Raw genomic sequence first — 18920 nt, 5'->3', positions numbered from 1 at the left:
TTGGGAACCAGATTCATTATCTGAGCTATTTGAATCACCACATGAAGCAGGCGCGTCACTCATGAATCGGTTCATTCAAAGACGCGGCCATCCCATTGAAATGACTCGCCAAATTGAACCCTCTTAAAGTACTTTAACGGCACCAGAATACAGGTTGAATCAAAGCTTTAAGTTAGAATGTCTTGAATCAACGCATTTGAATCTGTTTGTTAAGAGCGCCATCAAGGCACAGAGTATCGCCATCCCACAAGCCACTGACCTCTATGGCGATATGACCCTAGTGAGCGCGGTGATAGCCGTTGATCCATGTGTGTTTGACGCGCCAGCCAACCGGATCAAAAGCCACCAGATCAGCTACAAACCCGGGAGCTACAGACCCCAGCGACGTATCCATGCGCATGAAGGCCGCCGGATATGACGAGGCCATACGCAACGCTTCGGACAGGGGTAAACCAAGCAGCTCAACCACATTGCGCACGGCACCGATCATGTCCAAATCAGACCCGGCAAGTGTGCTGTCATTGAGCTGACATTTACCGTCTTTGGCCTGAATCGTCTGGTCGTTCAGCATAAAGCTTTTGTCTTTCGCGCCGACCGAGGCCATGGCGTCGGTGACCAAAAAGATCTTGCCGCGTGGCTTGGATTTGATGGCCAGCCGCATGGACGCAGGATGCACATGGAAGCCGTCGACGATCATTCCGCACCAGCTGGCTTCATCGTCCAGAGCTGCCCCAACCACGCCGGGTTCGCGACTGCCCAAGGGGCTCATAGCATTATAAAGATGGGTGAAGCCGCGCAGGCCGTTGCGCAACGCCAACGCGATATCTTGATAGCTTCCGGCAGTGTGCCCCGCCGAGACCAATGCGCCGCGCTTGGTCAGATCACGCACAAATGCCGGCCCGACTTTTTCCGGTGCAACGGTGATAAGTCGAACGCCCAAATCGGGATGAGACAGCAGATCAAGCGCCCCCTCATCAACCGGTCGAATGTTGCTGCCCAGATGCACACCCTTGCGCGCCGTGTTGAGATAGGGCCCTTCAAAATGCACACCCTTAATCGCGGCCAGCGAGCTGTTCTCGCCCCAATGACGATGGGCTTGTTTGATCAAATCGGACACATGCTGCATGGCCGGCCATTGGTCACTGATCAGGGTTGGTAACATGGTGGTGGTGCCAAAGCATCGATGCGCGTCGGTAATTGTCTCAAGGCCTTCAAGGCTGGTTTCCCCGTCCAGCATCACACCGCCGCCGCCGTTGACCTGCGTGTCAACAAACCCCGGTGCAAGCACCAACCCTGTCAGGTCATGCAGTTCATAACCGCCAACCGATCCGTGCTGATCGACAATTGCGTCGATCAGCCCCTCGTCAAGCGTCACGGCTTTGCCCGCGTGGAATTGGTTGCCGTCAAACAGGCGAGCATGAAGGAGGATCTGTTTCATTGGGCGATTCCATTTGCACGTGAGGCGTATCTGTCTCTTGGCTATCATAACAGCATGCGTGCCTCAATTGACGAACGCAAGGCTGGTCTTTGTCAGGGCAATGAATTCCCCTGTATGTCAGATGTGTTTCGCGCTAATGGATGGAGACGTAAATCCGGATTTGCAATCGGCGCACGACCCTGAATTTTCTTGAGGCGAAGGAATAAACGATGGAACCTTTTAAAAACAGCGTGTCTCCTGAAGTGGTCGGCTACATTGCGATGCATCTGGCGCGGCATCTGGAAGGCGTAGACAAGGACGCCTTCACACAACCGATATTGGACGCACTTCCTTCGCTGGAACTCAAACAACGCATCAAACTGATTTCTGATGCGCTGCATGTCGCATTGCCCAGCCAATTGCCCCATCGCAATGCCGTCCTTGCTGCAATGCTACACCCCGATCCGATTGATCAGGCGGGAAAACCAAGCGATGAAAAAGGCATTTCTGGCTGGGGTTTGTGGCCGTTGACGATGGTTGTCGGGCATCACGGATTGGCCGATTTTGAAGGCTCTATGGCACTGCTTAAAGAAATGACCAAGCGCGGCACAGCGGAATTTGATGTCCGCCCCTATCTGGAGGCAGATCAAGCCCGTGCATTGGCCATCATGACCCCGTGGGCAAGGGATGAAAATATCCATGTGCGGCGGCTGGCGTCAGAGGGAACCCGCCCCAGACTGCCTTGGGGTATGCAGCTCAAACAATTGGTTGAAGATCCCACTCCGACCTTGCCTGTTTTGACTACTCTGCGGGACGACCCAGAAGACTATGTGCGCCGGTCTGTGGCCAACCACATCAATGATATTGCCAAAGATCATGCCGATTTGGTGGCACGGATTGCTCATGACTGGATGGAGGGTGCCGCTGCACCGCGCCAAAAACTCATCCGCCATGCCTGCCGGACATTGATCAAACAGGGGCATCCTGACGTGATGAAAGCCTTTGGTGTTTTGCCTGCGATCATAAATCCCCCGATCGTGACCATCGACACGCCACAAGTGTCCCTTGGTGGCACGCTGGCGTTCAATGTTGTCTTGCAGTCAAAAGCCAAGAGCAGTCAGAAAATTGTCATTGATTATGCGGTGCATTTCAAAAAAGCCAATGGCACGCTCGCGCCCAAGGTGTTCAAATGGAAACAGATGCAGTTGAAACCGGGAGAACGGCTGGTCCTGTCGCGCTCGCACGCCATCCGGCCGATTACAACCCGCACCTATTACGCAGGCCCCCATGCGCTCTCCCTACGCATCAACGGCACTGAATTTGGCTATGAGCCCTTTATACTGTTCGTGTGACGGGGGAGGCTTTGGCTCGAGGGGCATAGGGAGAGGGCGCTGATTGTTATAACAATGAAGGTCAGCTTTGAGCCCAAGTCGACCGATGTTGCATAGTGTTCCGACGGCTGCTTCTAGGAACACTTAACGCTTCTGGGCGTTGATATAAAGGCGTTGGCAGTGTTCATTGAACAAGCGTCAATCGCGACAGTTGGCGGGTGTTTTTTAGTACTACTCCTAATGGTGTTAAATGAGGTGCTGAGCAACGCGACATTTTTCTTCCACAGCACGGTTGTTAATGATAACGTTGCTCTTATAAGGCGTTTCGTGTTGGGACATTGTGCAAGAGGGGGGGGGTATGAGCTTAATAAAAACAACATTTTTAATTAGCTGCGTCCTCTTGCTTTTCATTTCAGTTAAATTCATTGGACTGGAACAACTAAATGAGAAAACAGCAATTTCCATTGCTCAAAAAGAAACTTCTGATTTATTTCTAAGAAAATGCCCTGAACGAAAATTTGAAAGAATAGTATCAAATATTGTTTTTTTTGATTCTCAACACTATCAAATCAATTCTAATATAATATCAGAAGAAATTGAATTGATTTCAACTTCAGTCAACGTATATCCAAGTATAAAATTTTTTTCATTCAAAATAAATAATTCTGATTTGGTTGGGTATTCTCTTAAATGCAGAGGTTAATATGAGTGGAAACTGGGTTGTGGTAAATGGTGAGAGCCTATATCAGGTAAATCATTTGTCGAATGAAGGAACACTAAGCCGTTATATGGCTGGAAGTGGACAAGGTATCGCTGTAAACATATCGAACTTGCGAGAAAACCTGTCTGCTTCGGAGATTCCTAGCCTTAATTCGCGAATCGGAAGTATGAGTCTTCCTGATGGAAACCATACCGTAAACTTAAACAAAGTTGGTGCGCAGTTTCGTGGAGCAGAATCTGAGACAATTGGCGGATTTGTTGCTGATGTGACAGTCAATGTTGCCGTCGTTAATGGCAAAGCTACCATAGTAGACGGCAGCTGGTCACAAAGCATTCATAAGCCCATCGACCAGTATGATTTTTACCCTCTATGGTCGACACACAGAAGCCTGAATGGAAATATTTTAACGCTTGGCCTTCATGTAGTCGATGCAGTTTTGCCACCTTGGACACCATCTAAGCCATACGGTATCGCAATACTCGGCACCCGAAACCTAGAGTTACCTCAAAACGGATACTCCGTACCACCGCCCAAGTGCTTTCTCGCGGGCACCCCCATCACGATGGCGGACGGTTCAGAAAAACCGATTGAGGAAGTTGAGCCAGAAGATTGGGTGCTTTCATACGACAAAGATGGCAATCTCAAACCCGGCCGTGTAACACAGACTTTCACAAACACAGCAAAACAAATCCTTGATGTCCATGGCCTGATGGTTACTCCCGGCCACGTTACATTGTGTGGTGATGGTGAGTTTGAAGGCCAGCATGTACCAATCATGGATATTCTGCGCTCTGATGGGGCACTGGTCATGAAAGATGGCAGCAAAATACGCGCTGCCACTGGCTGTCCCCTTGGTTCCATTGGTGACCGCTTCATTCATGCCATCATTGGGGAAAGCCAACCCGATGGCCGCGTAAAGGTGTCAGAGGTTGGCCAGCTTCGCCTTGGTACCCGTTTCATCAATGAAGACGGGGAAGATATCTCCATTGAAGAGATTATCTATGCGCGTGGAGGAATGCTGACAGAGGACGGCTATATCAAAGCCAGCATCGACGGGCCTAAGATGCCATTCCGCTGGACGAATAACTCCAAGCTGCCAAAACCAGAAGATTACATCTTGCAGCGTTCGGCCACGACACTCTCGCACGTTTACCAAGTTGGTGAATGGGAAGCGGTTGGCCCTCAAATGCCAATGCCAAGATTTCCCAACTTGCCAGATGCTGCCATTTCAAGAAACCCAGCGGTTATTCAGGCAGCACCCGCCAATGTACCGCTATCAATGCGAGACGGTGCGCGAACGCCAAGTAAACCCAGACGGACAATGAGCCGTAAGCAACGCCGCGCTGCAGAAGCAAATGCACGCAAAGCATCAAAAGCCAAAAAAGTGACGGTTCACTAGGATCTAGTCCGAATGCAAAAAACAAGGCGGGAAACTCTCGCCTTTCTTTTTTAGCTAAGCGGTCATTGGTGCGAACTGGACGAAGGTCTGGAAAGTCCGCAGAGTCGACCTTGAAATAAGGAGCACCGAGCGGCGCACCTTGTTCTTCTCAATTGTTGCCGAAGCGGTCTTTGTGGCCCATATCTTGTTCATAGGTGGGAGTGAGCGGTTGCAGATGGCCTCCGGCAAGCAGAATTGCGCCGTCGCGGGCATCGTATTTGCGCGGCACCAGCAAAGCTGCCACATCCGCTGACAACCATGGCTCCACAAATTCGGCAAAGCCCCCCATCAAGGCGATGCGGGTGATGCCGCGGCAAGCAAGGGCCCGCAAAATCGCTTGGGCTTCCGAGCCGCATTGTTCCATGAGGTTGAGCGCCACGGGGTCGTTTTTGTCTGCATACTCAACGACAATCCGTGCAAATTCTGCGTAATCAGCCGGTTTGGCCTGAGCCGACCAGAGCACCATTTCTTCTGGGCTATATTTGAACTGGAACATAATATGGTCGGTCATGGAGCTGGAATCGTAAATACCATCTTGCGCCGCAATGGCATAGCGCAGGGCTAAATAGCCAACGCGTGCGCCACTTGCACCATCAGACAGGGCAAAGCCCCAGCCGCCCACATTGATCGATTTTCCTTCTATCAGTCCATAGCCGCAACTGCCGGTACCAATAATCATGATGCCACCGTCCAGCGCGCCATCATGGGCGCCCAGACAAGCAATGCGGGCATCGCTGGCAACTTTGAGGCTTAAAAAGGGGTGTTTCCAATCAAGAAAGGCTTCTTTGTCCGCAAGGATATGCAGCCCCGCCAACCCTGCACCCACATGACATCGAGCCAACGCATCGTCGCCCAAACCAGCATCCAAAAGGGTGTCCCGAGCAACCTTGATCACTTGTTGGCGGGCTTGGGCAATGCCCAACCGTGTGTTGGCGGGTCCTGCAACGGCTTCCCCCAAAAGCTTCCCAGCACCATCGCGCAGACGACCCCGACAGTTTGTTCCGCCTCCGTCGATGCCAACATAGAGAGTGTCAGTGTCCTTCATGGCTTAGCCTCATCCATTTAGAGCATGTCCCGCTAGAGTGCCAATGTCCCAAACGAGCGGTTTACGTCACTTGACCAGTACAATACCAATTCAAAACAATTGCAACAACTCCATTGGTCATGCTGGGTAATATGAACTATAGCCCGAAAGTCTTTGCAAATTTACAAGCCGCCGTGTGCCTCGCTTTGCTCTGATACAGCGCATAATGTCAAGTTTGCTGTCTCTATTGCGCGAGGCTATGCACATTGTTCGCTTTTGGGCGAAACTGATAAAGGCAAAAAAGCGCCGCCGCCCTATGGTATTAGGGGCACGGTTTGGGCATACTCTGCGATGGCCTGAACGGGGCCGATAATCGTCAAAAACAGGACGGGACATGCCGCAAAAACTACTCCGTGGACGCATTTTGACCTTCATATCCGAGCCTCAAACGCCGGATGATGACAGCGCACATCTGTATATCGAGGATGGTGCCTTGTTGCTCGAAGGCGGCATGATCAAGGCGTGCGGTGCATATGACACGATCCATGCGCAGGCGGAGGACGATGTCCAGATCATCGACCACCGGCCTTGTTTGCTGATGGCGGGTTTCATCGACACTCATTTGCATTTCCCGCAAGTGCAGGTCATCGCCAGCTGGGGAGCACAATTGCTCGACTGGTTGCAGGATTATACCTTCCCTGCTGAAGCCCGCTTTGCTGATCCTGTCCATGGCGCGCGCATGGCGACCCACTTTTTCGATGAGCTGATTGCCAACGGTACCACGACATCGGTTGCCTATTGTTCTTCGCATAAGGCGTCTGCCGAGGTCTATTTTGCAGAAGCAGCAAGCCGCAACATGCGGGTGATTGGCGGCAAGGTGATGATGGATCGCAATGCACCGGACAATGTTTGCGACACACCGCAAAGAGGCTATGACGACAGCAAAGCGTTGATCGCCGATTGGCACGGCAAGGGCAGGGCACATTATGCCATAACGCCGCGCTTTGCTATCACCTCAACACCGGAACAGCTGGATGCCTCCGGAGCGCTCGCCCGTGAGCATCCAAATTGTTACATCCAGACCCATATCGACGAGAACCGCGACGAAATCAATCTCACGGCAAAGCTGTTCCCCGAGGCGCGGGACTATCTCGACGTCTATGAACATTATGGCTTACTGGGAACCAAGACCTTGCTGGGCCATTGCATCCACATGCTGCCGCGCGAGATTGATGCGTTGGTCGAGACCGGCTCTCGCCCCGTTTTCTGCCCCACGTCAAACTTGTTTCTGGGCTCGGGTTTGTTCGATTATGAAGGCTTGCGCCAGCGCGGGGCCAAATGCGCCATCGCGACCGATATCGGCGGTGGTACATCCTATTCGATGCTGCAAACCCTGAATGAAGGTTATAAAGTGCTAAAGCTCAATGGCCAAAAGCTGCACCCCTTGCGTGCCTTCTATTGGACCACGCTGGGTAATGCTACGGCGCTTGGACTAGAGGATAAAATCGGCACACTGGACGCTGGTTCCGAGGCCGATATCGTAGTGCTCAACCCGCAAGCCACACCTGCGATGGCCCTGCGGATGGAAACCTGCCAGAGCCTTGCCGAAGAACTTTTCATTCTGCAAATCATGTCTGACGACCGCACCGTCGCCCAAACCTATGTCGCTGGTGAAGCAATGAAGGGGTAGGTCATCCCCGCTTCATCAATGCTTTCAAATCGGATTCTGGATCGGCCACCACGGCTGGATCTGCCGTTTTGCCAGCTTCGATCAGCCGTTTGCCGACCATATAGGCGCGCGGGTCATTCATCGCGTCGATGGCCAAAAGCAGATCGCCTTTATAATACCAAAAGGATTTGGCCTCGCCACTGTGGCGGGTGACGATCCGGTCATAGCCGCTGTTGAGACCGGCAATCTGAAGTTTGACATCATATTGATCCGACCAGAACCAAGGCTTCGCGGCATAGGCTTTTGGCGCAGTGTCGTTGAGGGCCGCTATGATATTTTCCGCAATGATTTTCGCCTGATCAATGGCATTGCCAACGCTCTCTAGCCGGATGCGTGTTTCTTTATACGGGAAAGAAGCGCAATCGCCTGCCGCCCAGATATGTGGGTCCGAGGTGCGTGCAAAACCATCGGTCTTAATGCCATTGTCCAGCGTCAACTCGGCCATCTGGGCCAATGCTGTGGCAGGGCGAATGCCGATGCCACAAATGACAAAATCTGCCTCAAGCATGGTACCATCATCCAAAAGCGCACCCGTGACCCGCTCGCCGCCAACAAAATTGGCCAGCTTGCAGCCTTCCAACAGCTTGACCCCATGACTTTCATGCAAGGCACGGAAATAGTTTGAGGTTTCCTTGCTGGCGACCCGCTGCAGAATACGATCTGCCGCTTCAACCAGAGTCACATCCAGTCCGCGCTTGGCGCAAACGGCAGCCGCTTCCAGCCCGATATATCCGCCACCAACGATCAACACACGACGGTTCGGTTGGATTTCTGGCTCCAAGACCTCAATGTCCGCAAGACCGCGCACCACATGCACACCGGGCAAATGTCCGCCCAAGGCTTCAGGCAAGCGGATCGGATCGGACCCGGTGGTCAACGCAAGATGATCATAACGGATCACCTCATGGCCGACGGTAACGGTCTGGGCTTCTTTGTCGATGGCTGAAACCGCGGTGCCAAGTTTGAGCGTAATATCATGGCCATCATAAAAGTCTTGTGGCCGTAAGGTCAGGCCGTCCAGATCCATGTCGCCAAGCAAATAGGCTTTGGATAGGGGCGGTCGTTGATAGGGCAAGTATGGCTCAGCTCCGATCAAAGTTAGTGCGCCATCAAAGCCCAATTCGCGCAACCGCTGCACCAGGGTTGCCCCTGCTTGGCCTGCACCAATAACCACAATTGACTTTGTATCGCTCATTGCCCTGCTCCTGAGAAAAATGGGAAATCTTGCTGGTTGGCTAAAGACTGTAGCGGGGCAAGTCAATGATATCTCGGTATCAAATTGTAATGACCCAACCTCTGCGATCGGAATTGAATGGCTTGGCCTCTTGTTTCAGGTTAAAATGTTCGAACAATCGACACCAAGGGATGCGCTTCCATGTCTGAACCCTACAATCTGTTTTACTGGCCACTTCCTTTTCGCGGGCAGTTGATCCGCTATGTGCTGGCTCATGTGGGGGCCGTGTGGCATGAAGCGGAATTTTCAGATATTGGCGCCATCAAAGAGCAACCGGTGCACGACCAGCCCACACCATTCATGGCGCCACCCTTGTTGTTTGATCCGGACAATGGATTTTATATCGCCCAGATGAATGCCGTTTTGATCTATCTGGCGGAAAAGCATCAGCTGATGCCAGCCAGTGCTACCAAGCGGGCTTTAACCCAGAAAATTCTAGGCGACATCAACGACGTGCTGGATGAGGTCACTTTGTTTGGCGGGCGGTCTATGTGGGAAGAGGGCAGCTGGAAGCCGTTTGTAACCCAACGCTTGCCCCGCTGGCTGCAAATTTTTGAGCGCACCGCAACCGATCATGGCGCAACGCTTGAGGCGGGCACTATGCTTGGCACCGATGATCTGGGCCTTACCGATCTTGCTACCGCTGCACTGTGGTTTTCTATGATGGATAATCTACCAGCGTTGACGCCGGTGATCAGTCACCATGCGCCTGTCGTGGCCGCATTATCGCGACGCGTGGCCAAGCAACCGGCCATTGCTGCTCTTATAGCCGAGCAAAAAGCCAACTGGGGCGACCTGTATTGCGGGGGCCAAATTGAGCAATCCATCCGCAAGATGGTGGATGAATTTGGCGTGGATTAGCCCATTCAGCCCACAATGACAAAAATTTAACGGCAAAACCTCGTTTCTTGCCTGCCGAGCCGCCTGAGGCACTTTCCTCATGCGCTGCACTTGGCTAATGTCGCCGCGAGCCTGCTATCGGTTCATCTGATGGCAGACGCCTGTTTTGCCAGTCTTGTATGAGTGAAAAGAAACCAGTTCCATGACCATGTTATTGAAAATGACCTGCCCGGATCAGCCCGGCGTTGTGGCGGATCTCAGCGCCCGCCTGCTGACCTTCCGCTGCAATATTCTGGAAAGCAATCAGTATTTCCAGCCCGCACCCAAATCCCGACGGGACGATGGTTTAGGCTCATTTTTCATGCGTGTGTTGCTCGCTACACCTGAAGGCACCGACATGACTGCGCTGCGCGCGTCTATCGATGCCTTTGCTGAAAAGTTCAGCGCTGATATCTCTCTCAGATCAGCGGATGACTTGGTCCCTACGATCCTCATGGTGTCCAAGTTTGACCATTGCCTGCAGGACATTCTCTATCGTGTGCAAAAGGGCAGCCTGCCGCTTAATATTGTCGCCGTCGTATCCAACCATGCTGACAGTCGCAACAATGCCGAACGTCTGGGCATCCCGTTTTATCTTTGGTCAGTCGATAAGGACAACAAGGTTGAACAAGAAGCCAAACTCAATGAGTTGGTAGAGCGCACCGGCGCGGAATTGATTGTCTTGGCGCGCTATATGCAAATTCTCTCTGATGATTTTTCTTCCAAGCATTTTGGCAAAATCATCAATATTCACCACTCGTTCCTGCCTGCCTTTAAAGGCGCCAAACCGTACCATCGCGCTTGGGAACGCGGCGTCAAGATGATTGGAGCAACGGCCCATTATGTTACACCAGATCTGGATGAAGGCCCGATTATCGAGCAGGGCACTGAGCGAGTGAGCCACACCGACGATCCTGATGAGTTGATCCGTCTTGGCCGTGATATCGAAGCGCGGGTTTTGTCGCGGGCTTTGCGGCTGCATTCCGAGGGGCGCGTGTTTATCGACGGCAACCGCACTGTGGTTTTTAGCCGATAGAGGCTGGTTCCAACTTTTTCGCAATTGCTATAGGCCCGTTGATTGCCATCAGCGGGTCTTTTGTTTCAATACGGGATGATGGGTTGTTATCTCAGGGCTGACGCAAAAAGACGCTCACGCTATCGGCGCGACCTGCTGCGTCAATCACCGTCAAAGTCGATTGCCCTGCACCGTCCGGGTTCCAGCTCACCCGACGACGGTTTGCATTGGTCTCGAACACACGGCCATTTGCGAGCCAGCGAAAGGGCGGGCGGCCGTCTTGCAATTTGAGCATGACCGGTAACTTCTGTCCTTGAGACGTTTGACCCATCTCGATTTGCGCGCCGCTGGGCGGATAGCTGATTTTGGGTGCCGGTTCGGGCAAGTTTGGGTCCTGAAACCAATTGGCCTCGATTTTAAAGCGCTGCATGGTCGGCGGCAACTCAGCCAATGTCTGCCGTTCGGTGCCCAGAGGGGGCTGGGAAAGCGGCATAATGTCCAATCCCGATTTGGCGAAGGCCTCAAACAGAATAGGGGCCGCGGCAGTGCGTCCGGTGATGCCGGGTACGGCGCTGTTGTCTGGTTTGCCCACCCAAACGCCCAACACATGCCGCCCGTCAAACCCCACGGACCAAGCATCGCGGTAGCCATAGGAGGTGCCGGTCTTATAAGCGATAGCGAGATTGGATGCGCCCTCGGGCGGGGTCGCGGCGATCAGTATGTCAGCGATGTGCCACGCTGCATTGTCACTGAGCACAGGAGCCCTTCGCTCTGGCCGCCGCGCAGTGCCTCCTTTGTTTTTTGTGTCTTTTATGCCAACCGTGTCAACCAGAGGCACGACCCTGCCGCCATTCACAAAACTGGTATAAAGCTGGGTCAGATCCTTGAGGCTAATCCCCAAGCCGCCAAGGCCGATTGCCAATCCGACATCCCCGTCGTCGGGCAATTGTGTGGTGACACCGCCACGCTCAAGCCGCTCCATCAGGCGCGCAGGACCAACGGAATCGAGCAATGCCACAGCAGGCACATTGAGCGACAGCAACAGGGCGTTTCGAACACTCACTTCGCCTTGATAGTCCATGTCGAAATTTTTAGGCCTGTAACCTCCAAAATTAATGGGTCTGTCTGTGATCAGTGTCTCCGCCCGAACCAAGCCTTCTTCAAAGGCGAGGCCATAGATGAAGGGCTTGAGAGCCGAACCGGGAGACCGCAAGGCGCGGCTCATGTCGACCCATCCCTTGCGTGCTTCGCTGAGATAATCGGGCGAACCGATTTCTGCCAGAATAGTCCCGTTTTTGGCATCGGCAAGGACCAACGCGATGGACAAATCGGGAGAAAGCCGCTCGGTAGCCTCTTTGACCACGGTTTCCATCCGCTCTTGAATAGCACGCAGCATGGTCGTCTCATGCAGGCGGGCCTTCGGGGTCTCTTTGCGCAGTCGATCGGCAGCATGGGCGGCCAATTGCGGCATTGGGTGACGCAAACTGGACACAGGGCGCGACGCTGCACGGGCGACTTCACTTTTGGCAATCACGCCCGCATTGGCCATGCGCATCAGGACGTTGTTGCGGGCTGACAGTGCCCGCTCAGGGCGCAAGTCCGGTCTTCGTGCCTCGGGGGATTGGGGCAACGCCACAAGCAAAGCCGCTTCGGACAGGGTTAGGTCTCCCGGTTCTTTGGCAAAATAGGCCAAAGATGCAGCCCTGATGCCTTCCAGATTGCCGCCGTAGGGCGCAAGTGTGAGATAGGCCGTCAGGATTTCTCGTTTAGAGAAGCGCGCTTCCAGCTGAAGGGCGCGCGCCATTTGCAACAGTTTGGCCGCAAAGGTGCGCTTGTCTCTGGGTTCAATCAGTCGAGCCAGCTGCATCGTGATGGTGGAGGCGCCAGATATGATGCGGCCATTGCTGAGCAATTGCCAAAAGGCACGCACCATCGCCTTGGCATCTATGCCGCCATGCTGCCAAAAGCGCTTGTCCTCATAGGCAAGCAGGATGTTGATGAATTCGTCGTCGATGCTGTCTAGATGAGCCGCAAGACGCCAGCGGCCCGCTTCGGTGGTGTAGGCCCGCAGCAAAGCCTTGTCCCTGTCAACCACTTCAACCGAAAGCCTGTCGAGCATGGCAAGTGGGGGAGGGCTGTATTTGACGAAACAAACAAAGCCAAGCCCCCCGCCAAGAGCCACAATGAAAAGCAGCCCTAATGCAGCAACCATGCCGAGCAAAGGCTTCGGCATGGCTATCAGTTTGGACTTTATACGCAATGACATGGCAAAACCAGATTAGGGTTGTGTCACAGTCATCCATCCGCTCGCGGTGCGGGCGGATTTCTCTGGCCGGTACATATCTTCAATCACCGCTGCAGGGTGCATATAAGTGCCTGGAGACACGGCTCGCACCGTGTAGGCGAGGGTGAAGTCTCGTTTGCCACCGGGGGCGTGATCAATGGCCGCCAACAAACGATCGTCACGGAACTCTACATGGGCGAAGTCGGTTTTTGGCAACCACTGGAAATTCTCCAGATCCGCGCTTTTGATGAGATGCGGATTTTCAATTTCCAGACCAGCGGGCAACAAATCGCTGATCATGATGCGCGATGGCAGGTCATCCAGTTGACTGGCCGTCACCACCACAACAAGCCGCTCATTTTGCGCCACTTCGGCGACATTGGCGGGGCTGCCATCCAGACGATGATAAGAGCGCGAAATGACAAAACCATCCCCACCCGCAGGCAAAGGAGCCTCCGGCGTTGCAATGGTCGTGACCTGTGCGACCAGATCCTTGTCGCCGTGATTGGCGATGCTTAGCGGTGCGTCGGACAAGGCATCGCCTGTGACGCTGTATGTCAAAGGCCCTTCAATCGCTTGCCCATTCAGCTCAATGCCAAGATCGACAACATTTGCAATGTCAGCCCTCGCTGCCAATACCATCCACGCCTGCTCTTGTGTGTTGAGCCGGCGCTCAGGATCATGCAGTTCTCGCGCCAGTGTCTTGATACCATCAAGACTGGAAAGCGACGGCGTTATTTCGCCCGCCAAAGCCTGCATAGCGGCAACATCCCGGCGGATCGAAGAGAAGCTGTAGCTGTCTTCGATTGGCATCATTGCTTTTACAGATAGAGTCTGCGCAAGAGTGAGCGCCGAGTTGAAGGCCAGTTCTGCACGTGGTCTGTCTCCATAAAGTGCCATTGCTGCACCCAACTGCGCCCGGGCAAGAGGACTGCGGAAGTCATTGAGCTTGGTTTCAATATAATAACGCAGGTCTCCGGCGGAGGCCATTCGATTGCGAGCCAAAACGTAAAGCCCATAGGCAACCGACGCGGAGTCGCGAGAAAGATCGCTTTGATAAGCGAGGCGATTCTGCACGCTGGTCAGAGCTTGTTTCATGGGTGCGGCTGGCACTTTCAGGCCCTGTTCTTTGGCCCGTGTCAAGAAATCTGCGACATAGGCGCTTAACCAAGGGTCATCAAGTCCGTTGCCCCAGAGACTGAAGCCCCCCTGATTGCTCTGATAGGAAAGCAATGTGTCGACAGACTTTTGCAGCCGTTGATCCATCTGCTTGCCCGAAAGGCTAGACAGCTCTTGTGGCAGATGCAGGGCAATGTCCTTGGCATAAAGCAAAGGCAGCGCCCGACTGGTGATCTGTTCTGCACAGCCATAGGGATACCGATCCAGCTGCATCAACAAGGATGTAACATCATAGGTGCCTTCTGGCGCAACCGAGAGTGACAGCTGCGATCCGGCAAGCGTAAAGCCAGCTAACATATCGCTGTCCAACATCACCTTGCCGCTTCCTGCTTGAAGTGGAACCTGTGATATGCGTGTGATCGGCAGCACGCCAGATCGCACCGTCACGAGCGCTTCATGCAGCACGCCAGTACCATCACCGGACGCGGAGGCTAATCTGACGGTGACATCGCCGGTGCCTGCTTTTTGCGCCGTAATGGGCAAGCTCAGAGACAGCATCTTGTCTTTGGCCAAGGTGACCAGCTTGGGTATCTGACCCATATCCACTTCTACGATGCCATCGCTGGTGACATCGAGGTGATAGTCTCCAACGGGGGCTTCCAGATTGGTTAGTTCAACCAGCGCTCGAGACGTATCGCCCGGAGCCAGAACTTTAGGCAGGCTGACATGCACCACGATCGGATCGCGGATTATATTGTCCTGTTCGGTGCTACCCACCGCTTTTGCGGTCCACGCGGTTGCCATCAACCGTGCTGTACCGTTGAATTGGGGAATATCGAACGCGACTTCGGCTTCGCCATCATCATCAAGACGCACAATGCCGGAAACAAAGGCGACCAGTTCTTGTGTTGGTTTGTTGCCTTTGGACTGCATTTGTGGGCCGCCCGCATCGCCACCTGTGCGCAACGCGCCAAACGCTCCGGCCGAGCCGTCAATCAAGCGTCCATAAATATCACGAATGCTCACACCCAGACGCCGCTGGCCAAAGTACCGTGCCACGGGATCTGGCGTTTTGTAATTGGTGAGATTGAGAATACCCTCGTCCACCAAGGCGACATTGACGTAAGCCTCTTCACCTTGTTTAAGGCCAGCCACCTTGATCGGTACAACAAGCTGTTCATGCGGACGTGTGGTGGCGGGACTGTCAATTTCGATGCTGAGAGCACGATCCTCGGGTTCAACCGGCAGCCATTGTACGCCAATGGCACGGGCAGGATTGCGTGATGTATCTTTGTCCGATGGCCGATAGAGATTGGCCAGCAAGTAAGCACCAGCCCCCCAGTCTTGCGCCACAGGAATATCAATGGTTGCTCCTTCTGCCGGGATATCGAACGACAAGGTTTCGAGTACTTGATCGGTTCCGATGGCGAGCAACAGCGAGCCAGAAAACCTTGGGGAAACCTTGAGGTGGGCCGTCTCGCCAGCTTTATAGGAGGTTTTGTCCAAAGCAAGCTCTAGTCCATCCGGCGTATCGATCGATCCCGCGGCGCTGCTCCAGCCTGCATGAAACTCAAAGCTGGTGGCTTCTCCTAGGGCGAGGCGATAGCGGCCCCATTCCACAGGGAGAGACAATTTTGCGGCTTCACCAGCGGTCAGATCAATTTGCCCGTCAGCCACCTTGCTTTCCAGATCAACCGCTTCATAGTTCCAGCGGGAATCCTGTCGATACCATTGATAGTGACGGTCGATTTTGATCAGCGACCAGTCAACATATGTTTCAGAGGTGCGTTGTCCCTCAGGATCAACCGCGATCAAGGTGAAATCGGCATTGCTGTTTTCTGAAACCTGTCCATCGTCGAATAAGGGCTTGATGCCCAGCATCGTTGTTTTGGGTTGAACATGATAGCGAACACGACGCTCAATGGCGCGCCCAGACCCTTCCTGCATACGCAAGACAAGATCGGCGACCTTTGGTCGTGTCGAGGCCTTCAATTGCCCTAATGTAAACCCGTAACGGCCAAGACCGGCCTCATCCAGCGGGGGCAATGGACGCAGAGTAATCCGCTCGATGCCCGTGTTATCCTCTTCATCCAGACCAAAAATATAGCCGTCATAGCCTTTGCGCCCACGCGTTTCGCGCACCAGCACATTGCCATCAACCTTCAGGCCAGCCGCCGGAGCACCATATAGATAGCGTCCTTCAATCGCGCCCGTGGCCGCTTCTCCTTGTTTAACAACATCAGTATCAGGTTTCAGCGTCATGTCAGTGCGGTCGGGAATGAAATCCTCTACCAGAAAATTCAATTCTGCCAATGCTGGTTTTTTAGGATCGGTATAGACCCGAGCGTGCCAAGTGCCCCGCCGTGCATTGCTTGTCAGCGGTAGACTGACGGAATATCCGCCCAAAGATTTGCCTGACCCGATCAAACGTTGCGCTTCCACGCCATCTGGGCGTTCGAATATAAAGGTCAGTGGCAGATCATCCACGGCTCGGGCTGACGCATCCCGTGCCATAGCTGACAAATGCACTTGTTCGCCGGGGCGATAGACCCCGCGCTCTGTCCAGGCATAAACATCCACGCCAAGTGGAGAGGTGCGGCCCGTGACACCGCGGTCTGATAGATCAAAACCGGGGCGGGTTAAATCGAGGAAAACAAAGTCATCATCGCCTTTTGCTGCGGTTAAAACCGCAGGAGCAAGGCCATCAGTGCCACGCACCAGACCGGCATCAAATGTCACCATTCCGGACGCGTCACTAATGCCGGTAGCCAATACTTCATTGTTGACAGCGATCAGTTCCACATCGACACCGACCAGCGGTTTGGCGCTGGCCAAGGACCGCGTAAAGACCTGTAAACCGCCTAGCTCTGCGGTCCCGCCCTGTGCGCCAATCCCTGAGCCTGTGCCGGTGAATGTGGTCAGGCCAATATCGGAAATAACAAACCATTGGCTGGCAAGCGATGGGTAGTCTTTCAAATCGTGGGTCTTGGTAGCCGCCGTGAGCAAATACACCCCCGGTTTTCGTTCGGGCAGGGCTTCGTCGATAGGGATTGCTGTGATGACTTCTTCATTCTTTTTGGGCCGGATCGCAAGAGAGCCTTTCCAAACGGGTGCCCCCATGCGGTCTACAAGCTCGGTGATATTCCAGCTGGATAATTGCCGGAGAAAGCTGGCCCCCTGTAGCATGTGGGCCAAAGATCGCTCACCGATGCGATAGAGTGACAGCTTGGCTTCTTCGCTGTTGACCGAAACAAGAGGAATGCCGCGCCGGTTGCTGGCTGGCAGAACATAATTGTTGCCTGTAAAACGCATACTTGCTGAACGGTCGCGCACATATAGATCGAGCTGCAGGTTGGACATCAGACGCTCGCCATTCTCGGCTGGCAAACCTTCGCGCACATCAATCTGATAGGTTCGCCCGTGGGCAAGTCCCTCAATGCAAATTTGGCGTGTCGACACGTCTAGGGATTTGGGTTGCTGCTGGTCAACACGAATATAGGAGGCGAAATCGCCAAAGCCTTTTTTGACATCTTCGGAAAATTGCAAACATGCACGAGGCACTTTGATATCCGCATCCAGACTGTGGGTAAGCATGCGGAAGCCGTGGCTTTGAAGCAGACGTGCATAGTCGGCACGATCTTTTGGATTTTCTCTGAGCGCCAAGCTCATTTTAAAGGCAGACAGTGCTTCGCGGAACCAGTTGGCTTTCTCAAGGCTGTGTCCCAAGCCTGATAACGCTTGGGCGCGTTCACTGCGATAACGCGATGTTTGATAGGCGTTGATGGCGGACGTAATCGCACCACTGCGGGCGCGTCGGGCTTGTTCGCGGTCTGGGTTTGTGACGGCAAGGCGGGCATAGGCCGTGGAGAGCGCCAACCAGAGATCGCTTTCATCAGGACGCATCGACAACGCCGCGCGGAAGTGGTCAACCGCGGCTCCGGCCTCATCAAAGCCTAGGGCATCGTGACCCTGCTGGACCAAATCTTGGAACCCACCCTGCGATCCATTGGGAATGGCTTTAAGCAGCTTGCGGCGCAGGTCGTTAGCAGCTGGATACCAGCTGTCAGCCAGAGATGATAGTTTGGGCGCGGCCCCCAGATCCGGCTCGGAAGAGCGGGTGACAATGCGCCCAGAAATAGCGCCTTTAAATGCAGTGGCTTGGGCAAAGTCGGATTTTAGGAAGCAAAAGCGGGCTTTGACATTATAGGTGAATGCGCGGCAAGACTGGTTTTCGATGCAGGCTTTTTGGCAGGCCTGAAGGGACACCTTTTTGCGGGTTTGAAGATCAAAGCCGAAGTAATCGGTGTCTTTTTCGATAATCACCTCACGCACAAAGCTGCCATCGAGTGCCAAGGCTGTGTTTTGCGACAAGGTTGCAAACAAAAGGCCGGTTATCAGTGCTAAAAATGTGCGGGCCATGGTCCCCTCCCGTGGAATCATAACGTCATTCTGAATCCCTCTTTAAAAAATGAGGGCTTTGCTGACAAAACTCATAGTTAAAAAAATGATTATCGAACTATCTTACAGTTTTACGGCAATAATGTGCAATGTTTCGCCGCAATGAAGGAAATAATGCAAAGGCTCTGCTGTTGGTCACAGCAGAGCCTTCCTCATAGAGACTGATTTCAAAAATATGCTGCTAGCGCCTTTGAGCGCCTAAGAGCAACTGCGATCGATATGGTCTTGAATGGTTCTAACTAGCTGCGCCCGATACTTGCGTAGAAAAAGC

Annotated in this window: 11 protein-coding genes; 6 read left to right on the top strand and 5 right to left on the bottom strand. The window is 53.5% G+C overall.

What is annotated here, in order from left to right:
• Window positions 1-277 precede the first annotated feature (277 nt).
• Window positions 278-1438 carry an N-acetylglucosamine-6-phosphate deacetylase gene (nagA, locus tag C0081_RS04400; protein ID WP_101532596.1) on the bottom strand — a complete coding sequence of 387 codons (1161 nt, stop codon included), beginning with the start codon at window positions 1436-1438 and terminating at the stop codon, window positions 278-280.
• Between the two features lie 209 nt (window positions 1439-1647).
• Here nagA and C0081_RS04395 point away from each other — a divergent pair, with 209 nt between their 5' ends.
• The 3 genes from C0081_RS04395 to C0081_RS04385 all read left to right on the top strand — a co-directional run bounded on the left by C0081_RS04395 (window position 1648) and on the right by C0081_RS04385 (window position 4868).
• Window positions 1648-2769: a DNA alkylation repair protein gene (locus tag C0081_RS04395; protein WP_101532595.1), complete on the top strand. Its 1122-nt coding sequence runs from the start codon at window positions 1648-1650 to the stop codon at window positions 2767-2769.
• Window positions 2770-3106: 337 nt separating this feature from the next.
• Complete coding sequence (locus C0081_RS23065; RefSeq protein WP_146006402.1) at window positions 3107-3451, top strand: hypothetical protein; 345 nt, start codon at window positions 3107-3109, stop codon at window positions 3449-3451.
• A gap of 184 nt (window positions 3452-3635) precedes the next feature.
• Window positions 3636-4868 (top strand): Hint domain-containing protein, encoded by a 1233-nt coding sequence (locus tag C0081_RS04385; protein WP_101532593.1) that lies wholly within the window; start codon window positions 3636-3638, stop codon window positions 4866-4868.
• Window positions 4869-5016: 148 nt separating this feature from the next.
• Here C0081_RS04385 and C0081_RS04380 read toward each other — a convergent pair whose 3' ends face one another.
• On the bottom strand, window positions 5017-5952 hold the full coding sequence (locus C0081_RS04380) for a glucosamine kinase nucleotide-binding domain-containing protein (RefSeq protein ID WP_101532592.1): 936 nt from the start codon (window positions 5950-5952) through the stop codon (window positions 5017-5019).
• A gap of 373 nt (window positions 5953-6325) precedes the next feature.
• Between C0081_RS04380 and guaD the strand changes: the two genes are divergently transcribed.
• Window positions 6326-7621 carry a guanine deaminase gene (gene guaD / locus C0081_RS04375; RefSeq protein WP_101532591.1) on the top strand — a complete coding sequence of 432 codons (1296 nt, stop codon included), beginning with the start codon at window positions 6326-6328 and terminating at the stop codon, window positions 7619-7621.
• A 1-nt stretch (window position 7622) separates the two neighbouring features.
• On the opposite strand, the gene C0081_RS04370 is transcribed toward guaD, so the two are convergent.
• Complete coding sequence (locus C0081_RS04370) at window positions 7623-8855, bottom strand: NAD(P)/FAD-dependent oxidoreductase (RefSeq protein WP_101532590.1); 1233 nt, start codon at window positions 8853-8855, stop codon at window positions 7623-7625.
• 180 nt (window positions 8856-9035) lie between these two features.
• On the opposite strand from C0081_RS04370, the gene C0081_RS04365 reads away from it, so the two are divergent.
• Both C0081_RS04365 and purU read left to right on the top strand, forming a co-directional pair.
• Window positions 9036-9755, top strand: a complete 720-nt coding sequence (locus tag C0081_RS04365) for a glutathione S-transferase (protein ID WP_101532589.1) — start codon at window positions 9036-9038, stop codon at window positions 9753-9755.
• A gap of 181 nt (window positions 9756-9936) precedes the next feature.
• A complete protein-coding gene (gene purU, locus C0081_RS04360) occupies window positions 9937-10809 on the top strand; it encodes a formyltetrahydrofolate deformylase (RefSeq protein WP_101532588.1) in 873 nt (290 codons plus the stop codon).
• Between the two features lie 91 nt (window positions 10810-10900).
• On the opposite strand, the gene pbpC is transcribed toward purU, so the two are convergent.
• Both pbpC and C0081_RS04350 read right to left on the bottom strand, forming a co-directional pair.
• Window positions 10901-13054, bottom strand: coding sequence for a penicillin-binding protein 1C (gene pbpC, locus C0081_RS04355; RefSeq protein ID WP_245417858.1), 2154 nt, complete (start codon window positions 13052-13054; stop codon window positions 10901-10903).
• A gap of 12 nt (window positions 13055-13066) precedes the next feature.
• Entirely contained in the window at window positions 13067-18610 is a 5544-nt protein-coding gene (locus tag C0081_RS04350) for an alpha-2-macroglobulin family protein (RefSeq protein ID WP_180966757.1), read from the bottom strand.
• Window positions 18611-18920: the final 310 nt, after the last annotated feature.

This window comes from Cohaesibacter celericrescens, from assembly GCF_002866925.1.
In the GTDB taxonomy this organism is placed as follows: Bacteria; Pseudomonadota; Alphaproteobacteria; order Rhizobiales; family Cohaesibacteraceae; genus Cohaesibacter; species Cohaesibacter celericrescens.
This window is presented reverse-complemented; position numbering and strand designations above follow the sequence as displayed.